General features: G+C 71.4%; 11 protein-coding genes and 2 pseudogenes. 4 read left to right on the top strand and 9 right to left on the bottom strand.

Features of this window, described 5'->3' with window-relative positions; translation table 11 throughout:
• Nucleotides 1-2: 2 nt before the first annotated feature.
• The 5 genes from J2Y42_RS02950 to nirD all read right to left on the bottom strand — a co-directional run bounded on the left by J2Y42_RS02950 (nt 3) and on the right by nirD (nt 6,323).
• Complete coding sequence (locus tag J2Y42_RS02950) at nt 3-845, bottom strand: hypothetical protein (protein ID WP_309854892.1); 843 nt, start codon at nt 843-845, stop codon at nt 3-5.
• Nucleotides 811-3,576: a LamG-like jellyroll fold domain-containing protein gene (locus J2Y42_RS02945; protein WP_309854890.1), complete on the bottom strand. Its 2,766-nt coding sequence runs from the start codon at nt 3,574-3,576 to the stop codon at nt 811-813. Before J2Y42_RS02945 ends, J2Y42_RS02950 begins: the two co-directional genes overlap by 35 nt.
• Before the next feature lie 129 nt (nt 3,577-3,705).
• Nucleotides 3,706-5,121, bottom strand: a complete 1,416-nt coding sequence (locus tag J2Y42_RS02940; protein WP_309854888.1) for a glycoside hydrolase family 43 protein — start codon at nt 5,119-5,121, stop codon at nt 3,706-3,708.
• Between the two features lie 111 nt (nt 5,122-5,232).
• Nucleotides 5,233-5,955, bottom strand: coding sequence for a CbiX/SirB N-terminal domain-containing protein (locus J2Y42_RS02935; RefSeq protein ID WP_309854886.1), 723 nt, complete (start codon nt 5,953-5,955; stop codon nt 5,233-5,235).
• On the bottom strand, nt 5,952-6,323 hold the full coding sequence (gene nirD / locus J2Y42_RS02930) for a nitrite reductase small subunit NirD (protein ID WP_309854883.1): 372 nt from the start codon (nt 6,321-6,323) through the stop codon (nt 5,952-5,954). Before nirD ends, J2Y42_RS02935 begins: the two co-directional genes overlap by 4 nt.
• A gap of 221 nt (nt 6,324-6,544) precedes the next feature.
• Here nirD and nirB point away from each other — a divergent pair, with 221 nt between their 5' ends.
• The 3 genes and pseudogenes from nirB (at nt 6,545) to J2Y42_RS02915 (ending at nt 11,065) form a co-directional block, all read left to right on the top strand.
• Nucleotides 6,545-9,136, top strand: a complete 2,592-nt coding sequence (gene nirB, locus J2Y42_RS02925; protein ID WP_309854880.1) for a nitrite reductase large subunit NirB — start codon at nt 6,545-6,547, stop codon at nt 9,134-9,136.
• Nucleotides 9,137-9,144: 8 nt separating this feature from the next.
• Nucleotides 9,145-9,909: pseudogene (cobA, locus tag J2Y42_RS02920) on the top strand (uroporphyrinogen-III C-methyltransferase); the annotation flags it as partial.
• A 1-nt stretch (nt 9,910) separates the two neighbouring features.
• Complete coding sequence (locus J2Y42_RS02915) at nt 9,911-11,065, top strand: uroporphyrinogen-III synthase (protein WP_309854874.1); 1,155 nt, start codon at nt 9,911-9,913, stop codon at nt 11,063-11,065.
• A gap of 19 nt (nt 11,066-11,084) precedes the next feature.
• Here J2Y42_RS02915 and J2Y42_RS02910 read toward each other — a convergent pair whose 3' ends face one another.
• Genes J2Y42_RS02910 through J2Y42_RS02900 form a run of 3 tightly spaced genes read right to left on the bottom strand, consistent with a single transcriptional unit; the run spans nt 11,085 to nt 16,205 of the window.
• Nucleotides 11,085-12,662 carry an FAD-dependent oxidoreductase gene (locus J2Y42_RS02910; protein ID WP_309854872.1) on the bottom strand — a complete coding sequence of 526 codons (1,578 nt, stop codon included), beginning with the start codon at nt 12,660-12,662 and terminating at the stop codon, nt 11,085-11,087.
• Nucleotides 12,659-14,761, bottom strand: coding sequence for a molybdopterin oxidoreductase family protein (locus J2Y42_RS02905; protein WP_309854871.1), 2,103 nt, complete (start codon nt 14,759-14,761; stop codon nt 12,659-12,661). The genes J2Y42_RS02910 and J2Y42_RS02905 overlap by 4 nt, the downstream gene beginning before the upstream one ends.
• A 13-nt stretch (nt 14,762-14,774) precedes the next feature.
• A complete protein-coding gene (locus tag J2Y42_RS02900; protein ID WP_309854869.1) occupies nt 14,775-16,205 on the bottom strand; it encodes an MFS transporter in 1,431 nt (476 codons plus the stop codon).
• A 194-nt stretch (nt 16,206-16,399) separates the two neighbouring features.
• On the opposite strand from J2Y42_RS02900, the gene glp reads away from it, so the two are divergent.
• Nucleotides 16,400-17,668: a gephyrin-like molybdotransferase Glp gene (gene glp, locus J2Y42_RS02895; RefSeq protein WP_309854867.1), complete on the top strand. Its 1,269-nt coding sequence runs from the start codon at nt 16,400-16,402 to the stop codon at nt 17,666-17,668.
• Between the two features lie 34 nt (nt 17,669-17,702).
• On the opposite strand, the pseudogene J2Y42_RS02890 reads toward glp, so the two are convergent.
• A pseudogene (locus tag J2Y42_RS02890) lies at nt 17,703-18,931 on the bottom strand (DNA polymerase domain-containing protein).
• Nucleotides 18,932-19,248: the final 317 nt, after the last annotated feature.

Raw genomic sequence — 19,248 nt, 5'->3', positions numbered from 1 at the left:
CGTCAGCAGGAGCCGTCGGCGAGGCAGGAGTAGCGGGGCAGATCGTCGAGAAGAGGTTCACTTTCGACCTGGGCATCGGCCGTCCGCTCGGTGATGAGGTGCTGGTACTGCTCGTCGAGCATGTGCAGGATCACCTGCTGCTTCACCGTTTCGAATGCGCCGGAGAACCGGTCCGCGTGCGCGGTGTAATACGTGCGGGCGGCGGCGTCGCTGCCGTCGAGGCCGCCTCGGGCGGCGAGCTCGGTCTGCGCCTGCTGACCCAGGTTGCCGAGCAGGTAGTCGATGAAGTCCGATTCGGAGAACTGTTGCGGGCCGTACACCGGCTGGCCCTTGTCGAGTGCATTCGCGCGGCGAGCGTTCTCGTTCTGCCACGCGCGGACGAGCTGGTCGTAGGTCTGCGGCGCGTTCACGTGTGCGCTCGCGGCGAGCTGCAACTGCACGTGCAGTCGCACGACGTCGTCCTTCGCCTTCGCGACGAGCTTCCGGGCGGGGGTGACACCGTCGATGGGGGTCTGCCAGAACGCGGCTGACCCGATGTCGGCTCCGCGGGCCTGGTACTCGGCGACGATCGCGGATCGGTCGCGGGCGAGGTAGAGCGCAAGCTCGCGGACCGGAACCGGGATGCGGTCGACGGTCAGCACCGTCGCATCCGGTGCCGGGCGGTCGGCGATCGGAGCTGCGGCGGTCGCCGTGACGAGGGCGTATGTCAGGAAGCCGCCGGCGCCGAGGATGGCGACGACGGCGGCCGCGATCCAGACGACCAGGCGGGACCGCCCGGCCGGGCGTCGGATGACGCCCGGCCGGTCGTGGTCACGGAGCTGCGAGTGTGCTGATCTGGCTCGCATTGAGGACCTTGTTGTAAAAGTGCACGTCGTCGATCGTCCCATTGACCGGATCCACGGGCGACAGCGCCCATTCGGCGCCGCCGAGCACGGTCGCACCGATGGACGTCCACGGCGTCGTGTAGGACGTCGAACCTTGGAGCACACCGTTCACATACAGCGAGATCGTCCCTGCTCCCTGGTCGTACATCCCGAGCACGTGGTACCAGGTGCTCGTGGATGCGGTGGAGGTCGCCGATACCGAGGTCGCCGTCGAGTTGGTGTCGTCGGCGCTGCGCATGGTGAAGGCGAATTTCCCGCCCGAGAGCTGCAGGTAGAACGGGCTGATGTTGAACCCGGACATGCTGGCGAAGGTCTGGTTGCCAGCCGTGCTGTTCAGGTTCACCCAGGCGCCGACCGCGAAGCTCTTGCCGGTGTCGACCGCCGACACCGGCGTCTCCGCGTAAGCGCCGGGGCGCCCCGGGAAGCTCAGCGCGTTGCTGCCGATCTTCCCGCTTCCTGCCCAGGCTGCGCCCGACTCGAGGTGACCGGTCGGGACGCCGCTCGTGACGTCGTTGAACGTCGAGCCGGCGCCTTCGTCCAGCTCGAAGTAGGCGGTGGCCCCGGTTCCGAGGGCGAATGCCTCCCGATCGGTGACGGTGCCCGGGATGGCGTGGACATCGTCGACGACCGCGTTGGCGAAGTCGACGGGTGCTCCGTTCCACTTCGCCTGCCCGATCTTCGTGTGGCCGGTCGCCTTCCAGCCTGAGCTCCAGGCGGTGGAGCCCTGGAGTACGCCGTTCACGTAGAGCTTGATCACGTGCGCGGTCGCGTCGTACTCGCCGATCACGTGCGCCCATGTTCCGACAGTCGCGCTCGGCCCGAACACCTGCGCATAGGTGGAGGAGGTGGAGTCTGCACTTCGCACGGTGAAGACGTACTTCCCGCCCTCGAGCTGCAGGTAGAACGGGCTGACCGTCGTGCCGTCGATGCTCACGTACGTCTGGTTGCCCGTGAGCGACGAGGGCTTGACCCAGGCGCCGATCGTGTAGCTGGCCGAGGTGTCGACCGCGGGCGCCGACGCGTCGACGTAGCCGGTCGACGTGCCGTTGAGGGATACGGCGCCGGCGCCCATCTGCGCGGACGTCGTCCACGACGCTCCCGCTTGGAGGGTGGCCGGGTTCGCGTGACCGGAGGTGTCGTTCGCGGTGGTCCCGGTGCTCTCGTCGAACCGCCAGTACGCGCCGGCCGTAGGAGTGAGCGCGGAGACCCCGGCTCCGTTGTACGCGCCGATGTTCGGGGCGGCCGTCGCGGAGACAGCGTTGCCGAAGTAGTCGGCGCCGCCGTTGCCGGAGATCACCGCTCCCGCGCCGATCGCCGGAGAGCCGGTGCGCAGCTGATAGACGGAGGCGGAGGAGCGTCCCTCGCCGGCACCGCCCGGGTTCAGTAGGAGCGGGTCGGCGGTGATCTTCGCACTGTCCGTCGGCTCGCTCGCCGGGTGCTGGCCGTAGAACAGGTTGTGCGACCAGGTGGTGTTCGTCGTCTGGTAGCCGCCCGTCCCGTGCTTGACGATCAGGTTGTTGGTGAAGTTCACGTTCCCCGGAGGCGTCCCGTTGGTCACGTCCCCGTTGTCACCCGCAGCCATGTACACGGTGTTGTTGTAGAAGTTGGCCGTGCCGCCGCTGGCGATGCCCTGCAGGGTCGCCCACACGGCGTTCGATGCTCCGTCGTTCTGGCTGATGTTGTAGCGGATCGTGGTGGTACCCAGGGCGCCGAACGTGGAGGAGCAGCAGAACTCGAGCGAGCCCCACGGGTTGTCGTGCGTGTAGTTGTACTGCAGCGTCCAGTTCGTGTTGTTGTTGTCGATATCGAAGGCTTCGCCGTCGTACAGCGCCCTCCAGTTGCGAGCCACCTCGTTGTATTGCAGCACGGCGTTGTTGGTCCAGCCGCCCCAGATCGCGGCGCCCGAGAACCGGTAGCCGCTGTCCGTCACGACGTTCGACTGGATGAGCGGCGCCGAGCAGAACACGCAAACGATGGAGTTGCCCCCTGCATTCGTGATCGTGTTGTTCTGGATGACGATGTTGGTGGAGTTGATGTTGTGGTTCAGGCCGATGGCCGAGCCGATGTAGATTCCGCCCGCATCGTCGTCTTTCAGCGTGTTCCCGGAGATGAGCACGTCATCCCACGCCGCTGTTGCGTTGTTGTCGGTCTGGTCGAAGGAGATCGCCGAGGTGCGCGAAGGCTGCGGGTCGCCGTTCTGCCAGTAGCCGCTCACCTTGTCGATGAGGTTGTTGACCAGGTGGATTCCGTGGAGGGTTCCCGCGGTGTCGTTGTCCGCCAGGAACCCGGCGCGGGCGGCATTGCCCGTTGCGGTGTTGGTGATCTCGAGGTTCTGGATCGTCCAGTCGTGCTGGTTGTGCAGGTAGACGGTCGCTGAGACGCCTCCGCCGGCGAGGAGCGGTGCGGCTCCGGTGCCGTAGGAGGAGATGACGATCGGGTTTCCCGAGGCTCCGGAACCTTGGGGAGTGAGCTGTCCGCTCCAGCTTCCGCCCTTCTGGAACAGGATCTGGTTGCCGGCGGCGAACGTGGTGCCGTTGAGCTTGGCCAGCGTCTTCCATGGTGTTGTCGTGCTGCAGCCGGTGTTGCTGTCGCTGCCTGTGGGGGACACGTAGTAGGTGGTGCATGCCGCTTGCGCGGCGGTCGTGGTGGCGAGCGGGAGGGCCAAGGCGGCCACCGCTCCCACGGCGAGCATTGCTGCCCGCCGTTTCCATATGCCTTTCACAGCTGTGCCTTTCTCCGTGGTCGGGGAGGGTCACCGGTGCATCGGTGCGCCGGGTGGAACGTGCCGGAGGGAGGCGGGGGCTCCCCCTCCGGCACGCGATCAGGGAGCGACGTGGAACGTCGCATCGGCTTGGTCGAGAGCTGTGGCGATCGGCTGCAGCTCGAGGACGTAGTTGTAGTGGCGGATGTACCGGCCGGGGTAGTTGTACGACTGGAACGAGCTCCACGCCGAGTTGGCCAGGCCGGGGACCTTCTTGAAAGTCGCGTCGGCGGCGAACTGGGCGGAGTTGTCGTCGACATTCAGCACCAGGTCGAAGTTCGAGTGCCGGAGGTAGGAGCCGGGGTAGTTGACCGACTCGAATGAGACATCGGTGGAGTCGGCGAGGCCGGGGACGACCTTCCACTGCGAGTCGGCTTGCGGGTCGAAAGGCAACGGATCGATGCGGCCGACCCCGTTCTGGTGGCGCACGTACCGGCCGGGGTAGTCCCAGGATTTCAGCCGCATCGTCGACGTGGTGCCGTACGTGCTGATCAGTGCGTTGTACTCGGTCGAGGTGATCGGCTGAATCGTGTTGTGCTTGGAGCCCAGCGGGGCGGTGTAGTTCGCCTTGCTGACCGCGGTCCAGTTGCCGCTGGCGATGTCGCCCTGCCAGACATCGAATGTGTTGTTCGGGCAGTAGTTGTCGCCCCACAGCCACCAGGTGTTGGGATTAGTCAGGGAGCGCACCACCGTCGGCGCTTCCACGCACTGGCCCTGCGGGGGAGCGGTGACGTATTCGGTGAAGGATCCCGGGTTCAGGCTGGTCGACTTCGCCCCGCGCAGGGTGGCGTCAGAGCCGCGGTAGTAGAGGTAGTTCACGCCGTTGACGCCGGTGATCATGTCGGCATCGATGATGTTCCCCTGGCCGTTGTTGTCGAAGAACACCTGCGGAGAGGAAGCGGTGACGAAGTCGCTGGTGTACGAGACGAGGATTTTCGACACCGAAGAGCCGTTAGGGATGCCGCTGAACAGAATTCCGTACTGCTTGCGGTCGGCGTCCCAGAACACCTCGGGTGCCCAGGAGTAGGACTGCGTGTTCACTGCGTTGACAGTCAGCATCCGGTCAGACGACCAGTGGACGAGGTCCGGTGAGGTCCACACGTGGATCGCAGGATTCGCGGCGAAGAAGTCACCACCCGTGAGAATGTCGGTGGCGACCAGCACCCAGCTGCCGTCCTGCAGTCGGTACACGTACGGGTCGCGGATACCCTTGGTGCCGGCGGTGGGTACCAGGATCGGTTGATTCTCGTGCAGCGGCGTCCACTCGAGACCATCGCGGCTCACCGCCAGGTGCACCGTGTTCGAGTCTCCCGAACCGTTCGGGCTCTCGACGAAGTACGCCATGACATAGTCCGCGTTGACGGTCGCAGCGCGAGCGGGCAGCGCTGCCGGTGCGGTGACACCGATCGCGGTGAGGGCGGCAGCAAACACCGCGAACGCAGCGAGCCGGAGTCCGCCATGGTGAGCGAGATCCATTGTTCTCCTTTCGTCGGCACTGACGATATTGGGAGCACACTAACCGAGATTTTAACGATACACAAGGATGGGTGTGGATCGATACATATGCTGACGCACAGAGAAAAGAGGTCAGCGAGAGAGGCGTGCCGCCGAGCGCGCAGCCGCCGCCGCATCCACCCGGTCGCGCACCACATCGACGATCGCGTCCGGCGTCGACCGCGGCGTCAGCAGCGGGGCGGTCACCACGTCGGCGCCCGCCTGCTCGGCGAGCGTGGCGAAGTAGCCGGGCGCGAGCAAATACGTCGCCACGACCACGCGGGCGCCGGGATGCGCTTCGCGGGTCTGCCGGATCGCCTCGGGCAACGGCGGGGTCGCCGCCGAGATGAAGCCGACCGTGACGGGGCGCGCCAGCCGTTCCGCCAGGAGCGCTCCGGTGGTGCGGCAGTCGGCGACAGCGCGGGCGTCGGAGGAGCCGGCGGCCGCGAGCACGACGGCGTCGGAGTCGCGGAGGCCCGCTTCGGTGAGACGCTGGACGAGCACGTCGACCAGGCGGGAGTCCGGGCCGAGGGCGCCGGTGACGGACGTAGGCAGGGGTGCTTCGGCCGCGCTGTCCGCCAGGTCGACATAGACGTGGTAGCCGGCCGACAGCAACAGGGGAACGATGAGGGCGTCGTCCGCGACCGCGGCGGCGGACGACAGCGCGGTGGGCACGTCAGGCTGCTCGACGTCGACGTGGCAGCCGAGCACCGGTGCGTCCATGGAGGCCGCCAGGCGTTCCACGAGACGCCGGACGGCGGTCTGCCCGTCAGGTGAGGACGTGCCGTGCGAGGCGGCGACGACCGCCGTGGTCACGCGTCCTCCAGCTCGATCTCGATGAACCCGCCGACGATGCGGGTGCGGAAGGTCTGCAGCGCGAGAGCGGGGTCGGTGAAGCACTCGCCCGTTCCCAGGTCGTACACCTGCTTGTGCAGCGGGGAAGCGATGGTCGGCCGGTCGCCGCGGGAGCCGACGATGCCGCGCGCCATCACCGGTGCGCCGCCGTCGGGGTCCTCGTGTGCGACGGCGTAGACCTCGCGCGGGCCGAGGAGGAAGACGGCGATCTGGCGCATCCTCAGCAGCACGGCCTCGCCCCAGGACGGCTCCAGATCGCCGACCCGGCATGCGCGCACCCAGTCCGCGCTCCGGGACTCCGAGAGGGGCGAGGTCTGCGTGATCGTCATGCCCCGAGACTAGGCAGCCGATGTTTCGGACGGCGGCCGCTGCTGTTACTTCCTCATGAAGCGGTCCTCACATCCACCGACCGCCGGTGTGCGTCGCGTGTTAACGCGCGGTTACAACCGCGAAATTCGGGGGAAACCGCACCGCCCTACGCTCGAAAGGCACGAGGCGGGAGCGAATCCCGCCGGTGCGGCGGCAGCCGCCACAATCGGAAGGGGCCCGCATGACCGGACGCACAGTGATCGTGGGAGGCGGACCGGCCGCCCATCGGCTGGTGGATGCGCTGGTCTCGCGCGGAGCCGGCGCGGCAGCGGGCGAGCGGTCTATCGTGGTGCTGGCCGAGGAGCCGCACCTGCCCTACGACCGCGTGCAGCTGAGCAAGCGGCTGGCCGACGGCGACGTCGACCTCACGCTCGAGCCGGCATCCCACTGGGAGGATGCGGCGGTCGAGCTGCGCGTCGGGGAGGCCGTCACGCAGATCGATCGCGTGGCGCGCACGGTGACCACCTCCGCCGGTGCGGTCATCGCGTACGACGACCTGGTGCTCGCGACCGGCTCCTCCGCCCCCGTCCCCGACATCCCTGGAGCCCACGCCAGCCGCGTGTACCGCACCATCGCCGACGTGGATGCGCTGGTCGCCGAGGTCGCAGAGCTGCGGGAGACCCTGGGTCGCGCCCCGCGGGTCGCCGTGGCGGGCGGCGGCCTGCTCGGTCTCGAAGCCGCCGGCGGTGTCGCCGCCCTCGGCGCGGAGTCCGTCATCATCCACTCGGGCGGCTGGCTCATGTCCGCCCAGCTGGACGAGGGGGCCGGCCAGGCGCTCGGCCGGCTGATCCGGGCGCGCGGCATCGACCTGCATCTCGGCACCCGGCCGCGCGAGATCCTGCTCGACGGAGGCGGACGCCCGACCGCCGTCCGCTGCGCCGACGGACGTACCGTCCCGGCCGACATCGTCGTCTTCGCGATCGGCATCCGGGCCCGCGACGAACTGGCCCGCGACGCCGGCATCGCAACGGCCGAACGCGGCGGCGTGATCATCGACGAGGCCTGCCGCACCTCCGACCCGGCCGTCTGGGCGATCGGCGAGGTGGCGGCGATCGACGGCCGGACGGTCGGTCTGGTCGCCCCGGCCAACGCGATGGCGGAGACCGTCGCCGACCGGCTGCTCGGAGGCGACGCGACCTTCACCACCGTGGACGACGCCACGAAGCTGAAGCTCTCGGGGGTCGATGTCGCCAGCTTCGGCGACGCGTTCGCCCGTGAACCCGGGGCGCTGGAGATCGTCTACGCCGACCCGGCACGCGGGCTCTACCAGAAGCTGGTGGTCAGCGACGACGCCCGGACACTGCTCGGCGGCGTCTTCGTCGGCGACGCTTCGCCGTACACGAGCCTCCGGCCGCTGCTCGGCCGGGAACTGGACGCCGAACCGGCTGCCTACCTATCCGCGGCGGGGGCTGAGCCGCCCGCGGGCGGCGCGCTCCCGGACGATGCGCTGGTCTGCTCGTGCAACAACGTCACCTCCGGCACCGTGCGGTCCGCCGTGGAGGACGGCTGCCACGACCTCGGCGAGCTGAAGGCCTGCACGCGAGCGGGTACGCAGTGCGGGTCGTGCGTCCCCCTGGTGAAGAAGATCCTGGAGGCCGAGCTCACCCGCACCGGCGCCACCGTCTCCCGCGCTCTGTGCGAGCACTTCGACCTCTCGCGCCAGGAGCTGTTCGAGTCGATCCGGGTGCTCGAGCTGACCAGCTGGGAGGAGACGATCGCGCGTCTCGGGCGCGGCCGGGGCTGCGACATCTGCAAGCCGGCGGTGGGCTCCATCCTCGCCAGCCAGCACAGCCAGTACCCGCTGGACGGCGGTCGGGGCCAGCTGCAGGACACCAACGACCGCGCCCTCGCCAACATGCAGAAGGACGGCACCTACTCGGTCGTGCCGCGCATCCCGGGCGGCGAGATCACCCCGCAGAAGCTGGCCGTGATCGCCCAGGTGGCCACCGACTTCGGGCTCTACACGAAGATCACCGGCGGCCAGCGCATCGACATGTTCGGCGCGCGTCTGGAGCAGCTCCCCGAGATCTGGAAGCGGCTGGTGGACGCGGGCTTCGAGTCCGGTCAGGCCTACGGCAAGGCGCTGCGCAACGTGAAGAGCTGCGTCGGATCCACCTGGTGCCGCTACGGCGTCCAGGACTCGGTCGGAATGGCCGTCGACCTCGAACTCCGCTACCGCGGCCTGCGCGCGCCGCACAAGTTCAAGTTCGGCGTCTCCGGCTGCGCGCGGGAGTGCGCGGAGGCCCGCGGGAAGGACGTCGGCGTCATCGCCACCGACAAGGGGTGGAACCTCTACGTCGGCGGCAACGGCGGCTTCCAGCCCGCGCACGCGCAGCTGCTGGCCTCCGACCTCGATGACGAGACGCTGATCCGCTACATCGACCGCTACCTCATGTACTACATCCGCACGGCCGACCGGCTGCAGCGCACGGCCCGGTGGATGGAGGACCTCGACGGCGGCGTCGAGCACGTCCGCGCCGTGGTCGTCGACGACTCGCTCGGCCTCGCAGAGGAGCTGGAGGCGGCGATGGCGAAGCACATCGACACGTACGAGGACGAATGGGCGGCGACGCTGCGCGACCCGGAGCGGCTCCGCCGGTTCCGGTCGTTCGTGAACGCGCCGGACACCCCCGACCCCTCGATCGCCCGGGTCGAGGAGCGCGGCCAGCTGCGCCCGGCCACCGCCGAGGAGCGCGCCGCTGGTCCCGTCCTCGTCGCGGGCTCGACCATCCCGGTCCGGCCAGGCGTTGCCGACAGAGGAGAGACACGATGACACGCACAGGAACAGTCACGCTCGTCGGCGGCGGACCTGGTGACCCGGATCTCCTCACGGTCGCGGCGGTGCGGGCGCTCGCCGCGGCGGATGTCGTGCTGTACGACCGCCTCGCCCCGCACGAGACGCTCGCGGAGCTCGCGCCCCACGCGCACCTCATCGACGTGGGCAAGAGGCCGGGACACCATCCCATCCCGCAGGACGAGATCGAGCGCATCCTCGTCCGGCACGCTCTGGAGGGCTCGGGCGTCGTGCGGCTGAAGGGCGGCGACCCGTTCGTGTTCGGCCGCGGCGGCGAGGAGGTGGAGGCCTGCCGGCGCGCGGGCGTCCCGGTGCGCGTCGTCCCGGGAGTGACGAGCGCGATCTCGGTACCGGCCGCGGCGGGTATCCCGGTGACGCACCGGAACACCAGCAGGATGTTCACCGTCGTCTCCGGGCACGCCCCGCTCTCGCCGGCCGAGCTGGAGCACCTGGCCGGCCTCGGCGGCACCATCGTCATCCTGATGGGGATCACGAACCTCCCCTCGATCACCGCGGGGCTGGCACGGTTCGGGATGGACCCGGGCATGCCGGTCGCGGTCGTCGAGCAGGGCTACTCCGCGCGGCAGCGCACGACGTTCGGGAAGCTGTCGACCATCCTCACTGAGTCGGTGCGGGCGGGCGTCGGCTCGCCCGCGGTGGTGGTCATCGGCGAGGTCGTCCGGCTGGCGAACGACGGGGATGCGGCAGCGGCCGCCGCCCTCGCGAACGCGGCCGCGGTGACGGGACCGTGAGATGAGCGACGAGCGCCCCGGTGACGAGCGCCCCGGCATCGCCGCGTTCCGCCCCGACCAGCTGGCCGGATTCCGCATCGGCGTCACGAGCGACCGCCGCTCCGCGGACCTGATCGACGCGTTCGAGCGCCGCGGCGCCACGGTGCTGCACGCGCCGACGGTGCACATGCGTCACGCCGACGACGATGCCCCTGTCATCGCCGACACCGAGCGGATCATCGAGGCGGCGCCCGACGTGCTCCTGGCCACCACCAGCTACGGGATGCGCCGCTGGTTCGAGGTCGCCGACTCGGCCGGGCTGGGGGAGGCGCTGCAGCACACGCTCGCGGAGTCGACCATCCTGGTGCGCGGCCCGAAGGCGCGCGGCGCGGTGCGAGCGGCCGGTCTCGACGACGCCGGGATGAGCGACGAGGAGACCACCGCATCCCTGGTCGGCAAGCTGATCGCCGAGTTCCCGTCCGGGATCACCGTCGCGGTGCAGCTGCACGGTCAGCCCGACGAGGCGCAGCTCCAGCGGTTGCGCGACGCCGGCGACACGGTGATCACGGTCGCCCCGTACTCATGGTCGGTCGCCGCGGACACGGACGAGCGCGTCACCCGCCTGGTCGAGGCGATCGCCGGCCGCCAACTGGACTGCGTGACGTTCACGAGCGCCCCGGCGGTCGACGGCCTGTTCGCGGCGGCGCTCGCCCGCGGCCGCTACACGGAGGTGGTGGATGCGCTGAGCAGCGACGTCGTCGCGGCCGGGGTCGGCCCGGTCACGGTCGCCCCGCTCATCTCAGCGGGGATCGACCCTCTGCAACCGGACCGCTTCCGGATGGGTGCGCTCATCCGGCTGGTCTGCGAGCACCTGGAGGCGCGATCCACCCGCCGGGTCACCACCCGGCACGGCGACGTCGAGCTGCGCGGGAGCATCGCGATCGTCCGCGGGACGCCGATCCGGCTGACCCCGACCTCGCTGTCGCTCTTCCGGGCGCTCGTTGCCGCGAACGGTGCGGTCGTGTCGCGCAAGGAGCTGTCGATCGCGCTGGCGGACGCGTCCGACCAGTACGACGAGCACGCGATGGAGGTCTCGCTCAGCCGGCTGCGGCAGAGCCTCGGAACGCCCGGCCTGGTGGCGACCGTCGTGAAGCGGGGGTACCGGCTCGACGTGTGAGGCGTCGTGACACCGGGCGTCATCGCGGCACCGCCTGCGCCGCCGCGAGGAGGCTCGCGATCCGGCCCTTGCATCCCCCGCAGCCGGTTCCCGCGCGGGTCTCGCGGCCGACCGCGTCGACCGTGCCGCAGCCTCCCGCCGCGGCCTCGGAGATACGCCCGGCCGTCACCCCGTTGCACCAGCACACCGTCGCCTCCGGACCCTGCGGGTCGTCCGCGAGACCGTGCGCGTCGTCGGCGGCATCCAGCCGGAGCAGTGCGGACGGCTCGGCCGGGAGCGCGCCGCCGCGCTCGAAGAGCAGTGTCAGTTCCGCGCCGGCGTGGGGGAGGCCGACGGAGACGAATCCGGTGAGCGCATCGTCGCGGACCACGGTCTTGAGGTAGGCGCCCCGGGCCCGGTCGAGCCAGACGGCGACCTCGGCGGTCTCGTCCCAGGCGTCGGCAGCGTGATCGCCTCCCGCGACCACGTCGAGGCCGGTCGCCTTCAGCATCACGACGGCCGGACGCTCGCGCAGCGCCACGGCGGCATCCGCCCCGGCGGATCCGCCCGCCGCCTCGGCGCGCAGTCGCCGCGCGAGGGCGGCGGCCTGGCGCCAGCCCGGACCGATCAGCCCGGACGGCGCGCCGGGGACGCGGCCGTCGGCTCCCGCGTCCTCGGGCGACGCGACCTGTGCGCAGTCGCCGAGGGCGAAGACGTCCGGGTCGCTCCAGCTGCGCAGCTCCTCGTCGACGAGGATGCCGGACGAGCACGCGAGACCGGCGGCCAGCGCCAGCTCCATCCGCGCGCCGACACCGCAGGACAGCACCAGCAGGTCGCCGGCGATGTACGTGCCGTCGGCGCAGCCGATGCCGTCGAACACCGGTCCGCTCGGCTCGTCGCGGAAGCCGATGCTCTCGGCGCGCGCATGCGCGGCCATGCCGACGCCGAGCGTGCGGGAGGCGCGGCTCAGCATCCGACCGCCCGTCTCGTCGAGGTTGCGCGCCATCGGCGTCGGACCGTGATGGACGACGACCACCTGCGCGCCGTGCTCGGCGGCGAGCAGCGCGAACTCCATCCCGAGTACTCCGGCTCCGAGCACGACGATGGTGCCGCCGCCGGCGACCACGGGGGCGACCGCCTCGGCGTCGGCAAGGTCGCGCAGGGCGACGACGCCGGTCGGCAGCGGCCGCGCGCCCTGGTCGAGCGCGGCTCCGGGCGCCGCCGAGCGGTCGCGCCGGGCGTGCTGGAGGCCGTCGAGCGTCGGGATGTTCGCGCGCGCACCCGTGGCGAGCACGAGCCGGTCGTAGGGGAGCTCCTCGCCGGTGTCGAGCAGCACCCGCTGGCGCTCGCGGTCGATCGCCGTCGCGACCTCGCCGAGCCGGATGTCGGCACCGGCCGCGCGCGCCGCCGCGGTGTCGGTCAGGTCGAGCCGCTCGCGTGCGGCCGCCCCGACCGCGTATTCGGCGACGAGGACGCGGTTGTAGGCGTCCTCGCGCTCTGCGCCCACCACGGTGAGCGTCGCGTCTCCGCCGGCGACGGAGGGCAGCAGCTCCTCGACGAAACGGGCACCGACCGGGCCGTAGCCGACCAGGACGACGCGCAGCGGCCGTCCGCTCATGCCGCCTCCTCTTCCACAGCGGGGCGGACCGTCACGGCGGTCCGCTTGAACTCGGGCATCGCCGAGATCGGGTCGACGGCCGCCTCGGTGAGCAGGTTGGCGCACTGCCGGCCGGCGAAATGGAACGGCAGGAACACCGTGTCGAGGCGCATCCCGGTCGAGAGCAGGGCGCGTGCCGTCACAGCGCCGCGCGAGTTGCCGACGACGACCCGGTCGCCGTCGGCGATGCCCAGCCGGGCGGCCGTGGCCGGATGCAGCTCGGCCCGCACCTCCGGCTGCGCGGTGACGAGCTCGGGAACCCGGCGCGTCTGCGCCCCCGACTGGTAGTGCTCCAGCAGGCGGCCGGTGATCAGGGTGAGCTCGCCCGGCCGGCGCCCGGTCGTGAGCTCGCGGGCCCGCACGGCGACGAGGCGCGCTCGTCCGTCGTCGTGGCCGAAGCGGTCGAGGAAGAGGCGGGGCGTCCCCGTCGATCCGGCGGGGTACGGCCAGTGGGCCGCCTCCCCGATCTCCGCCTGTGCGTCGAGGACGGCGTGGCTGAGCCCGGAGTAATCGGCGACACCGCCCGCGGAGGCCCGGGCGAGTTCGTCGAAGACCTCCGCCGGGTCGGTCGGCCACGTCGACGGCGCATTCAGCCGGTGCGCGAGGTCGGCGAGGATGTCGAGCTCGCTGCGCACCCCGGGCGGCGGATCGAGGGCGCGCCGCCGTCGAAGGACGCGACCCTCCAGGTTCGTCATCGTGCCCTCCTCCTCCGCCCACTGCGTCACCGGCAGCACCACGTCGGCCAGCTCGGCGGTCTCCGAGAGGACGAAGTCGCAGACGACGAGGAGGTCGAGCGCCTCGAGCCCGGAGCGGATGGCACCGGCGTCCGGGCCGGAGACGACCACGTTGGAGCCGTGCACGAGCAGCGCCCGCACGCCGTCGGGCCGCTGCCCGAGCATCCCGAGCAGTTCGACGGCGGGGACGCCGGGGCCGGGGATGACGGCCGGGTCGACGCCCCAGACCGCGGCGACCGCGGCGCGAGCCGCCGGGTCGGTGATCTTGCGGTAGCCCGGCAGCTGGTCGCATTTCTGCCCGTGCTCCCGCCCGCCCTGTCCGTTGCCCTGGCCGGTGAGCGTGCCGTAGCCGGATCCGGGGCGGCCGACCAGGCCGAGGGCCAGCGCCAGGTTGATGGCGGCTGTCGCGGTGTCCGTGCCGTCCACATGCTGCTCCACGCCGCGCCCGGTGAGGATGAAGGTCCCGCGCCCGCGCGCGAGGCGGCGGGCGACCACCCGCAGCTGCCCGACCGGGACGCCCGTGTGCTCCTGCACCCGCTCGGGCCACCATCCCGCGACGCTCCGGCGCACCGCGTCGAAGCCGGTCGTGCGCGCTTCGAGGTACGCCGTGTCGGCGAGGCCGTCGGCCAGCACCACGTGCAGCAGCCCGAGCAGCAGGACGAGGTCGGTGCCGGGCGCGGGCTGCAGGTGGATGCCGGCGCCGTCCGCCGTGAGCTGCGCCGTCTGCGACCGCCGCGGGTCGACCACGATGAACCCGCCGGCCGCGCGTGCGCCGGAGAGATGGCCGAGGAACGGCGGCATGGTCGCCGCGACGTTCGAGCCGAGAAGCAGGATGGTGTCCGCGTCGTCGAGGTCGGTCACCGGGAACGGCATCCCCCGGTCGACGCCGAACGCCCGGTTGCCCGCTGCCGCCGCCGACGACATGCAGAAGCGCCCGTTGTAGTCGATGCGCGAGGTGCCGAGTGCCAACCGGGCGAACTTGCCGAGCACGTAGGCCTTCTCGTTGGTGAGACCGCCGCCGCCGAAGACGCCGACCGCGTCGGCCCCGTGCTCCCGTCGGAGGGCCGCGAGGCGTTCGGCGATCATCCCGAGGGCGTCGTCCCAGGTCGCTGGCCGCAGCTCGCCGTCTCGACGGACCAGCGGGACGGTGAGCCGGTCGGGCGTCCGCAGGAGCTCGGCCGACGTCCAGCCCTTCTTGCAGAGACCGCCGCGGTTCGTCGGGAACGCGCGCCCGGCCACGGTGACCGGGGTCGCCGCGAGCGGGTCCGGGGTCAGCGTCATCGCGCACTGCAGAGCGCAGTACGGGCAGTGGCTGTCGGCGGCCATGGACGGCGTCGCCCTAGATCCGGACCCCGCGGCGACGCCCGTGCAGGGCCACGCCGACGGTCACGGCGAGCAGGACGGCGTACGCGGCGACGAACCACAGCAGGCCGGACTCGTAGCCCCCGGTCGAGGTCTTGGAGAGGCCGAGCACCTGCGGGATGACGAACCCGCCGTATGCGCCGAAGGCCGACACGATTCCAAGAGCTGCTGCCGCGGTGCGCTGGGCGGAGACGTCGCCCGCCGTGCTGTGGCCGTCGGCGGCGCCGGCACGCAGCGCGAACAGGGTGGGGATCATCCGGTAGGTCGCCCCGTTGCCCGCGCCGCTCGCGATGAACAGCACGAGGAAGAAGGCGAGGAACAGCCAGAAGTTGTCCAGCGGAAGGGTGAGGACCACCGCGAGTGCGCCCGCGCCCATGACGACGAAGGCCGCGATCGTGATGACACTGCCGCCGAACCGGTCCGCCAACCGGCCGCCGAACGGACGGGCCAGTGAGCCGACGAGCGCACCGAGGAAGGCGAGTGAGAGCGTCGCGCCGGCCACCGGGAAGGAGCTGAACGACGGGAACTGGTCGGCGATCAGCTTCGGGAAGACGCCGGAGAAGCCGATGAACGACCCGAACGTCCCGATGTAGAGCAGGGCCATCAGCCACAGCTCCGGGGCCTTCAGCGCGGCCAGGGAGGCGGTCAGGTCGGCGCGGGCGTTGGTCAGGTTGTCCATGCGCCGCCAGGCGCCGACGATCGCCACGATGATGAGCGGCACCCAGATCAGGCCCGCGAGGGGCAGCTGCAGGGTCGCGCCGGCTCCGATGGTGATGACGATCGGGACGGCGAACTGTGCTACGGCCGCGCCGAGGTTGCCGCCGGCAGCGTTGAGGCCGAGCGCCCATCCCTTCTTCCGCTGCGGGTAGAAGAACGTGATGTTCGCCATCGAGCTGGCGAAATTGCCGCCGCCGAACCCGGCCAGGGCCGCGACCAGCAGCATCACGCCGAACGGCGTCTGCGGGTTGGCGACGCAGACGGCCAGGCCGATCGCCGGGATGAGCAGCAGCGCCGCCGAGATCATCGTCCAGTTGCGCCCGCCGAAGCGCGGGACCATGAACGTGTAGGGAAAGCGGAGCGTCGCCCCGACCAGGCTCGGCATCGAGATCAGCCAGAACGTCTGCGCGGTGTCGAAGGTGAAGCCGGCCGCGGGAAGCGACACGACCACGATCGACCACAGCTGCCAGACGACGAAGCCGAGGAACTCGGCGAAGATCGACCAGCGCAGGTTGCGCTGGGCGATGGCGGCGCCCTGGTCGCGCCACTGCGCGGGGTCTTCGGCGTTCCATCCCTCGATCCAGCGGCCGGGGCGGATGGTCAGGGGTGTGGCGGGGGCGGTCGACTCGGAAGCGGTCGACTCGGGGGTTGCGGTCCCGGTCGTGGCCGGAGCGGAGACGGTGCTGGTCATCGGTGGACCTCCTGCGGGGAACCTGCGGGTGAAGTGGGTGACCCCACGCTAGGAAGCCCGTGTTTCCGCCGACCGCTCCGTGCGTGAAAGCGGCGTAACGAACACCTCTCGCCCGCTGCCCGGTGCTGTGAGGGGAACGTAACGGGGCGAGTGCGCGGGGGCAACGAGGCCGTCATCGCGCCCGCCTAGCGTGTGTGACAGATCCCCGGGAGGTGGAGATGGATGCGACCGCGCTGACCGTCGACGAATACCGCGCCGCCGTGCTCGAGCCGGTGCGGCCTCTGCCTGCGGAAGAGGTCGCGGTCGTCGACGCGGTCGGCCGCGTGACGGCCCGTGATCTGGCCGCCCGACTCCCGGTCCCGCTGTTCGACAACTCCGCGATGGACGGATTCGCCGTGCGGGCGGCCGACCTCGCTGGGGCGAGCGCGGCGAACCCCGTGACATTGACCGTCGCCGAGGGAGCCCGGGCCGGGGACCACCGTCCGGTCCCGATCCGGCCGGGGGAGGCCGTGCGCGTGATGACCGGCGCGCCTCTGCCCGCCGGGGCGGACCTCGTCGTCCCGATCGAGCTCACCGTCGCCGGCCGGTTCACGGGCGACGCGACGGTGACTTTGTGGCCGCCCGCCAAATCGAACATCCGGCGGGCGGGGGAGGACGTCGCGGCCGGGGCGTCGCTGCTGCCCGCGGGCACCCCGCTCACCGCTCGTGCGCTCGCGCTGCTCGCGGCGACGGGGCACAGCACGGTTCTTGTGCACCGGCGTCCGCGCGTCGCGGTGGTCTCCAGCGGCGACGAACTGGCGGGAGCCGGCCGACCGTTCGGTGACGAGCGGGATGCCGCCGCCTGCGTCATCCCCGATTCGAACGGCGTCTACCTCACCGCCGCGGCCCGCTCACTGGGGTGCGAGGTGACGGGTGTGCACCGTGCCGGTGACACGGAGGCGGCCCTGCGGGCGGCCCTCGACGCCGCCTCGCAGGACGCCGACGTGATCGTCTCGACCGGCGGCCTCGGCGCGGGAACCCACGACCTGCTCGGCCGCCTCGCCGCGGCATCACCGGGCGGGATGCTCGGCCGCGTCGCAATGCGACCCGGCCGCCCCCAGGCGCACGGCAGCTGGGGCGGCGTGCCGTGGCTCGCCCTCCCCGGAACGCCCACCGCCGCCTTCGTCTCGTTCGAGGCGTTCGTACGGCCGGTGCTCGACCGCCTCGCGGGGAGGACGGCGACGGATGCGTCGGGCGCGGAGGTCGTCTCGTCCGGCTGGGCCGGGTCAGCCGGGGCGGTGCGCTTCGTGCCGCTCGCGGTGACCGACCGCGGCGACGGCGTATCGGTGACCCCGGTGGGCGCGCCGGGTGCGGCCTCCCACGCGCTTTCCGCGATGTTCACCGCTCCGCTCATCGGCGTAGTCGGAGCCGACTTCGACGATGTGATCGCGGGTCAGCTCCTGCCCGTGATCGCGCCGGCCTGAGCGGGCGTACTCGCGACGGCTACTCCCGGCCGGGCTACTCCCGGCCGGGCCACTGCCGCCCGGCCCACGGGTCGTAGTCGGCGATCAGCGGCTCCTGCTCCGGGCGATCGGGCTCGGGAACGTGCTGCAGGTTCACCCGGACGCGGTACCAGAGCGAGCTGGAGCCGCGCATCCCGTCGACCAGTTCGTCCGCCGGGTGCAGCTGCGCCGCGACGTCCGGGTGGGCGGTCTTCCACTGCTCGAGCGCATCCACCGCCTCGGGCTTCGTCTTCGTGCGGGCGACCTCGATGAGGGGCATCTGCGAGACGCGGCGCCCGGCGCCGTCCCCGCTGCGCGGCGGCTTCTCGGCCGGCCCCAGCTTCTTCGCGAGCGCGAGCAGCGCGTCCAGCGAACCGACGGCGTCGTCGATGCCCTCGTGCGGGTCGCCGCGCTCGGCGAAGCGGTCGAGCACGGTCCGGACGGTGAACTCCTCCGGGCGCCGCTCGCGCACCTCGTCCCAGTCGAGCGGGGTCGACACGCGGGCGTCGGGCAACGGCCGGATGGAGTAGGCCGATGCCACCGTGCGGTCTTTCGCGTTCTGGTTGAAGTCGACGAACACGCTCTCGCCGCGCTCCTCCTTCCACCACCGGGCGGTGGCTAGGCCGGGCGCGCGGTTCTCGACCTCGCGGGCCAGCGTCTCCGCCGCCAGCCGCACGTCGGCGAACCCCCACTCGGGCGCGATGCGGACCAGGATGTGCAGGCCGCGCGATCCGCTCGTCTTCGGCCAGCCGACCAGTCCGTGATCGTCGAGCACCTCGCGGGCGACGAACGCGACGTCCACGATCTGCGACCAGTCGACACCCGGCATCGGGTCGAGGTCCACGCGCAGCTCGTCGGGATGGTCGAGGTCCTCCGCGCGGACCGCATGCGGGTTGAGGTCGAGGCAGCCGAGGTTGGACACCCAGGCGAGCCCGGCCGCATCCCGGACCACCGCCTCCTCCGCCGACGTGCCGCTGGCGTAGTGCAGCGTGGCCGTGTCGATGTAGTCTCCGGCACTCGCTTCTGGAAGAACGGCTCCTGCGTCAGCCCCTTCACGAAGCGCTTCAGCACCATCGGGCGGCCGCCGGCGCCGCGCAGCGCGCCGTCCGCCACCGCGACGTAGTAGCGCGCGAGGTCGAGCTTGGTCAGCCCGGGCTCGGGGAAGACGACCTTGTCGGGGCTCGAGATGCGCACCTCCTGCCCCTCCACCTCGAGGAACGTCTCGGACTTCTTCGACGGGCTCATGCCCGCCACGGTAGCCGCGCCCGCGCGGCCGGGCCAGGGTCGGGTCGCGGCGGCCGCCCGCCCGCGCAAACGGAGGACATCTCGCACCTCCGGTCCGCGACCCCCTCCCTTCGTGTCCGATCCGCGGCGCGTCGCGCCGGATCACCTCCCTTTCCGCATAGGGCAGCCCGGCGCACCGCCGCGTCGCAAAGGGAGGAGAAAAGCAGGATGTGCCCGCGCGCCGACGAGGAACGGAGGTGTCCAGGGCAGGTACCGGGCCCGATCGCCTCCGTTTCTGCGGCCGGGCCGCCGGCTCTGGGCCGCAGGGCGGGCTGCTG

It is taken from the genome of Leifsonia sp. 1010 (assembly GCF_031455295.1).
Taxonomy (GTDB): Bacteria; Actinomycetota; Actinomycetes; order Actinomycetales; family Microbacteriaceae; genus Leifsonia.
Note: the sequence above shows the minus strand (reverse complement) of the source record. Positions and strands in the feature narration are given on the sequence as shown.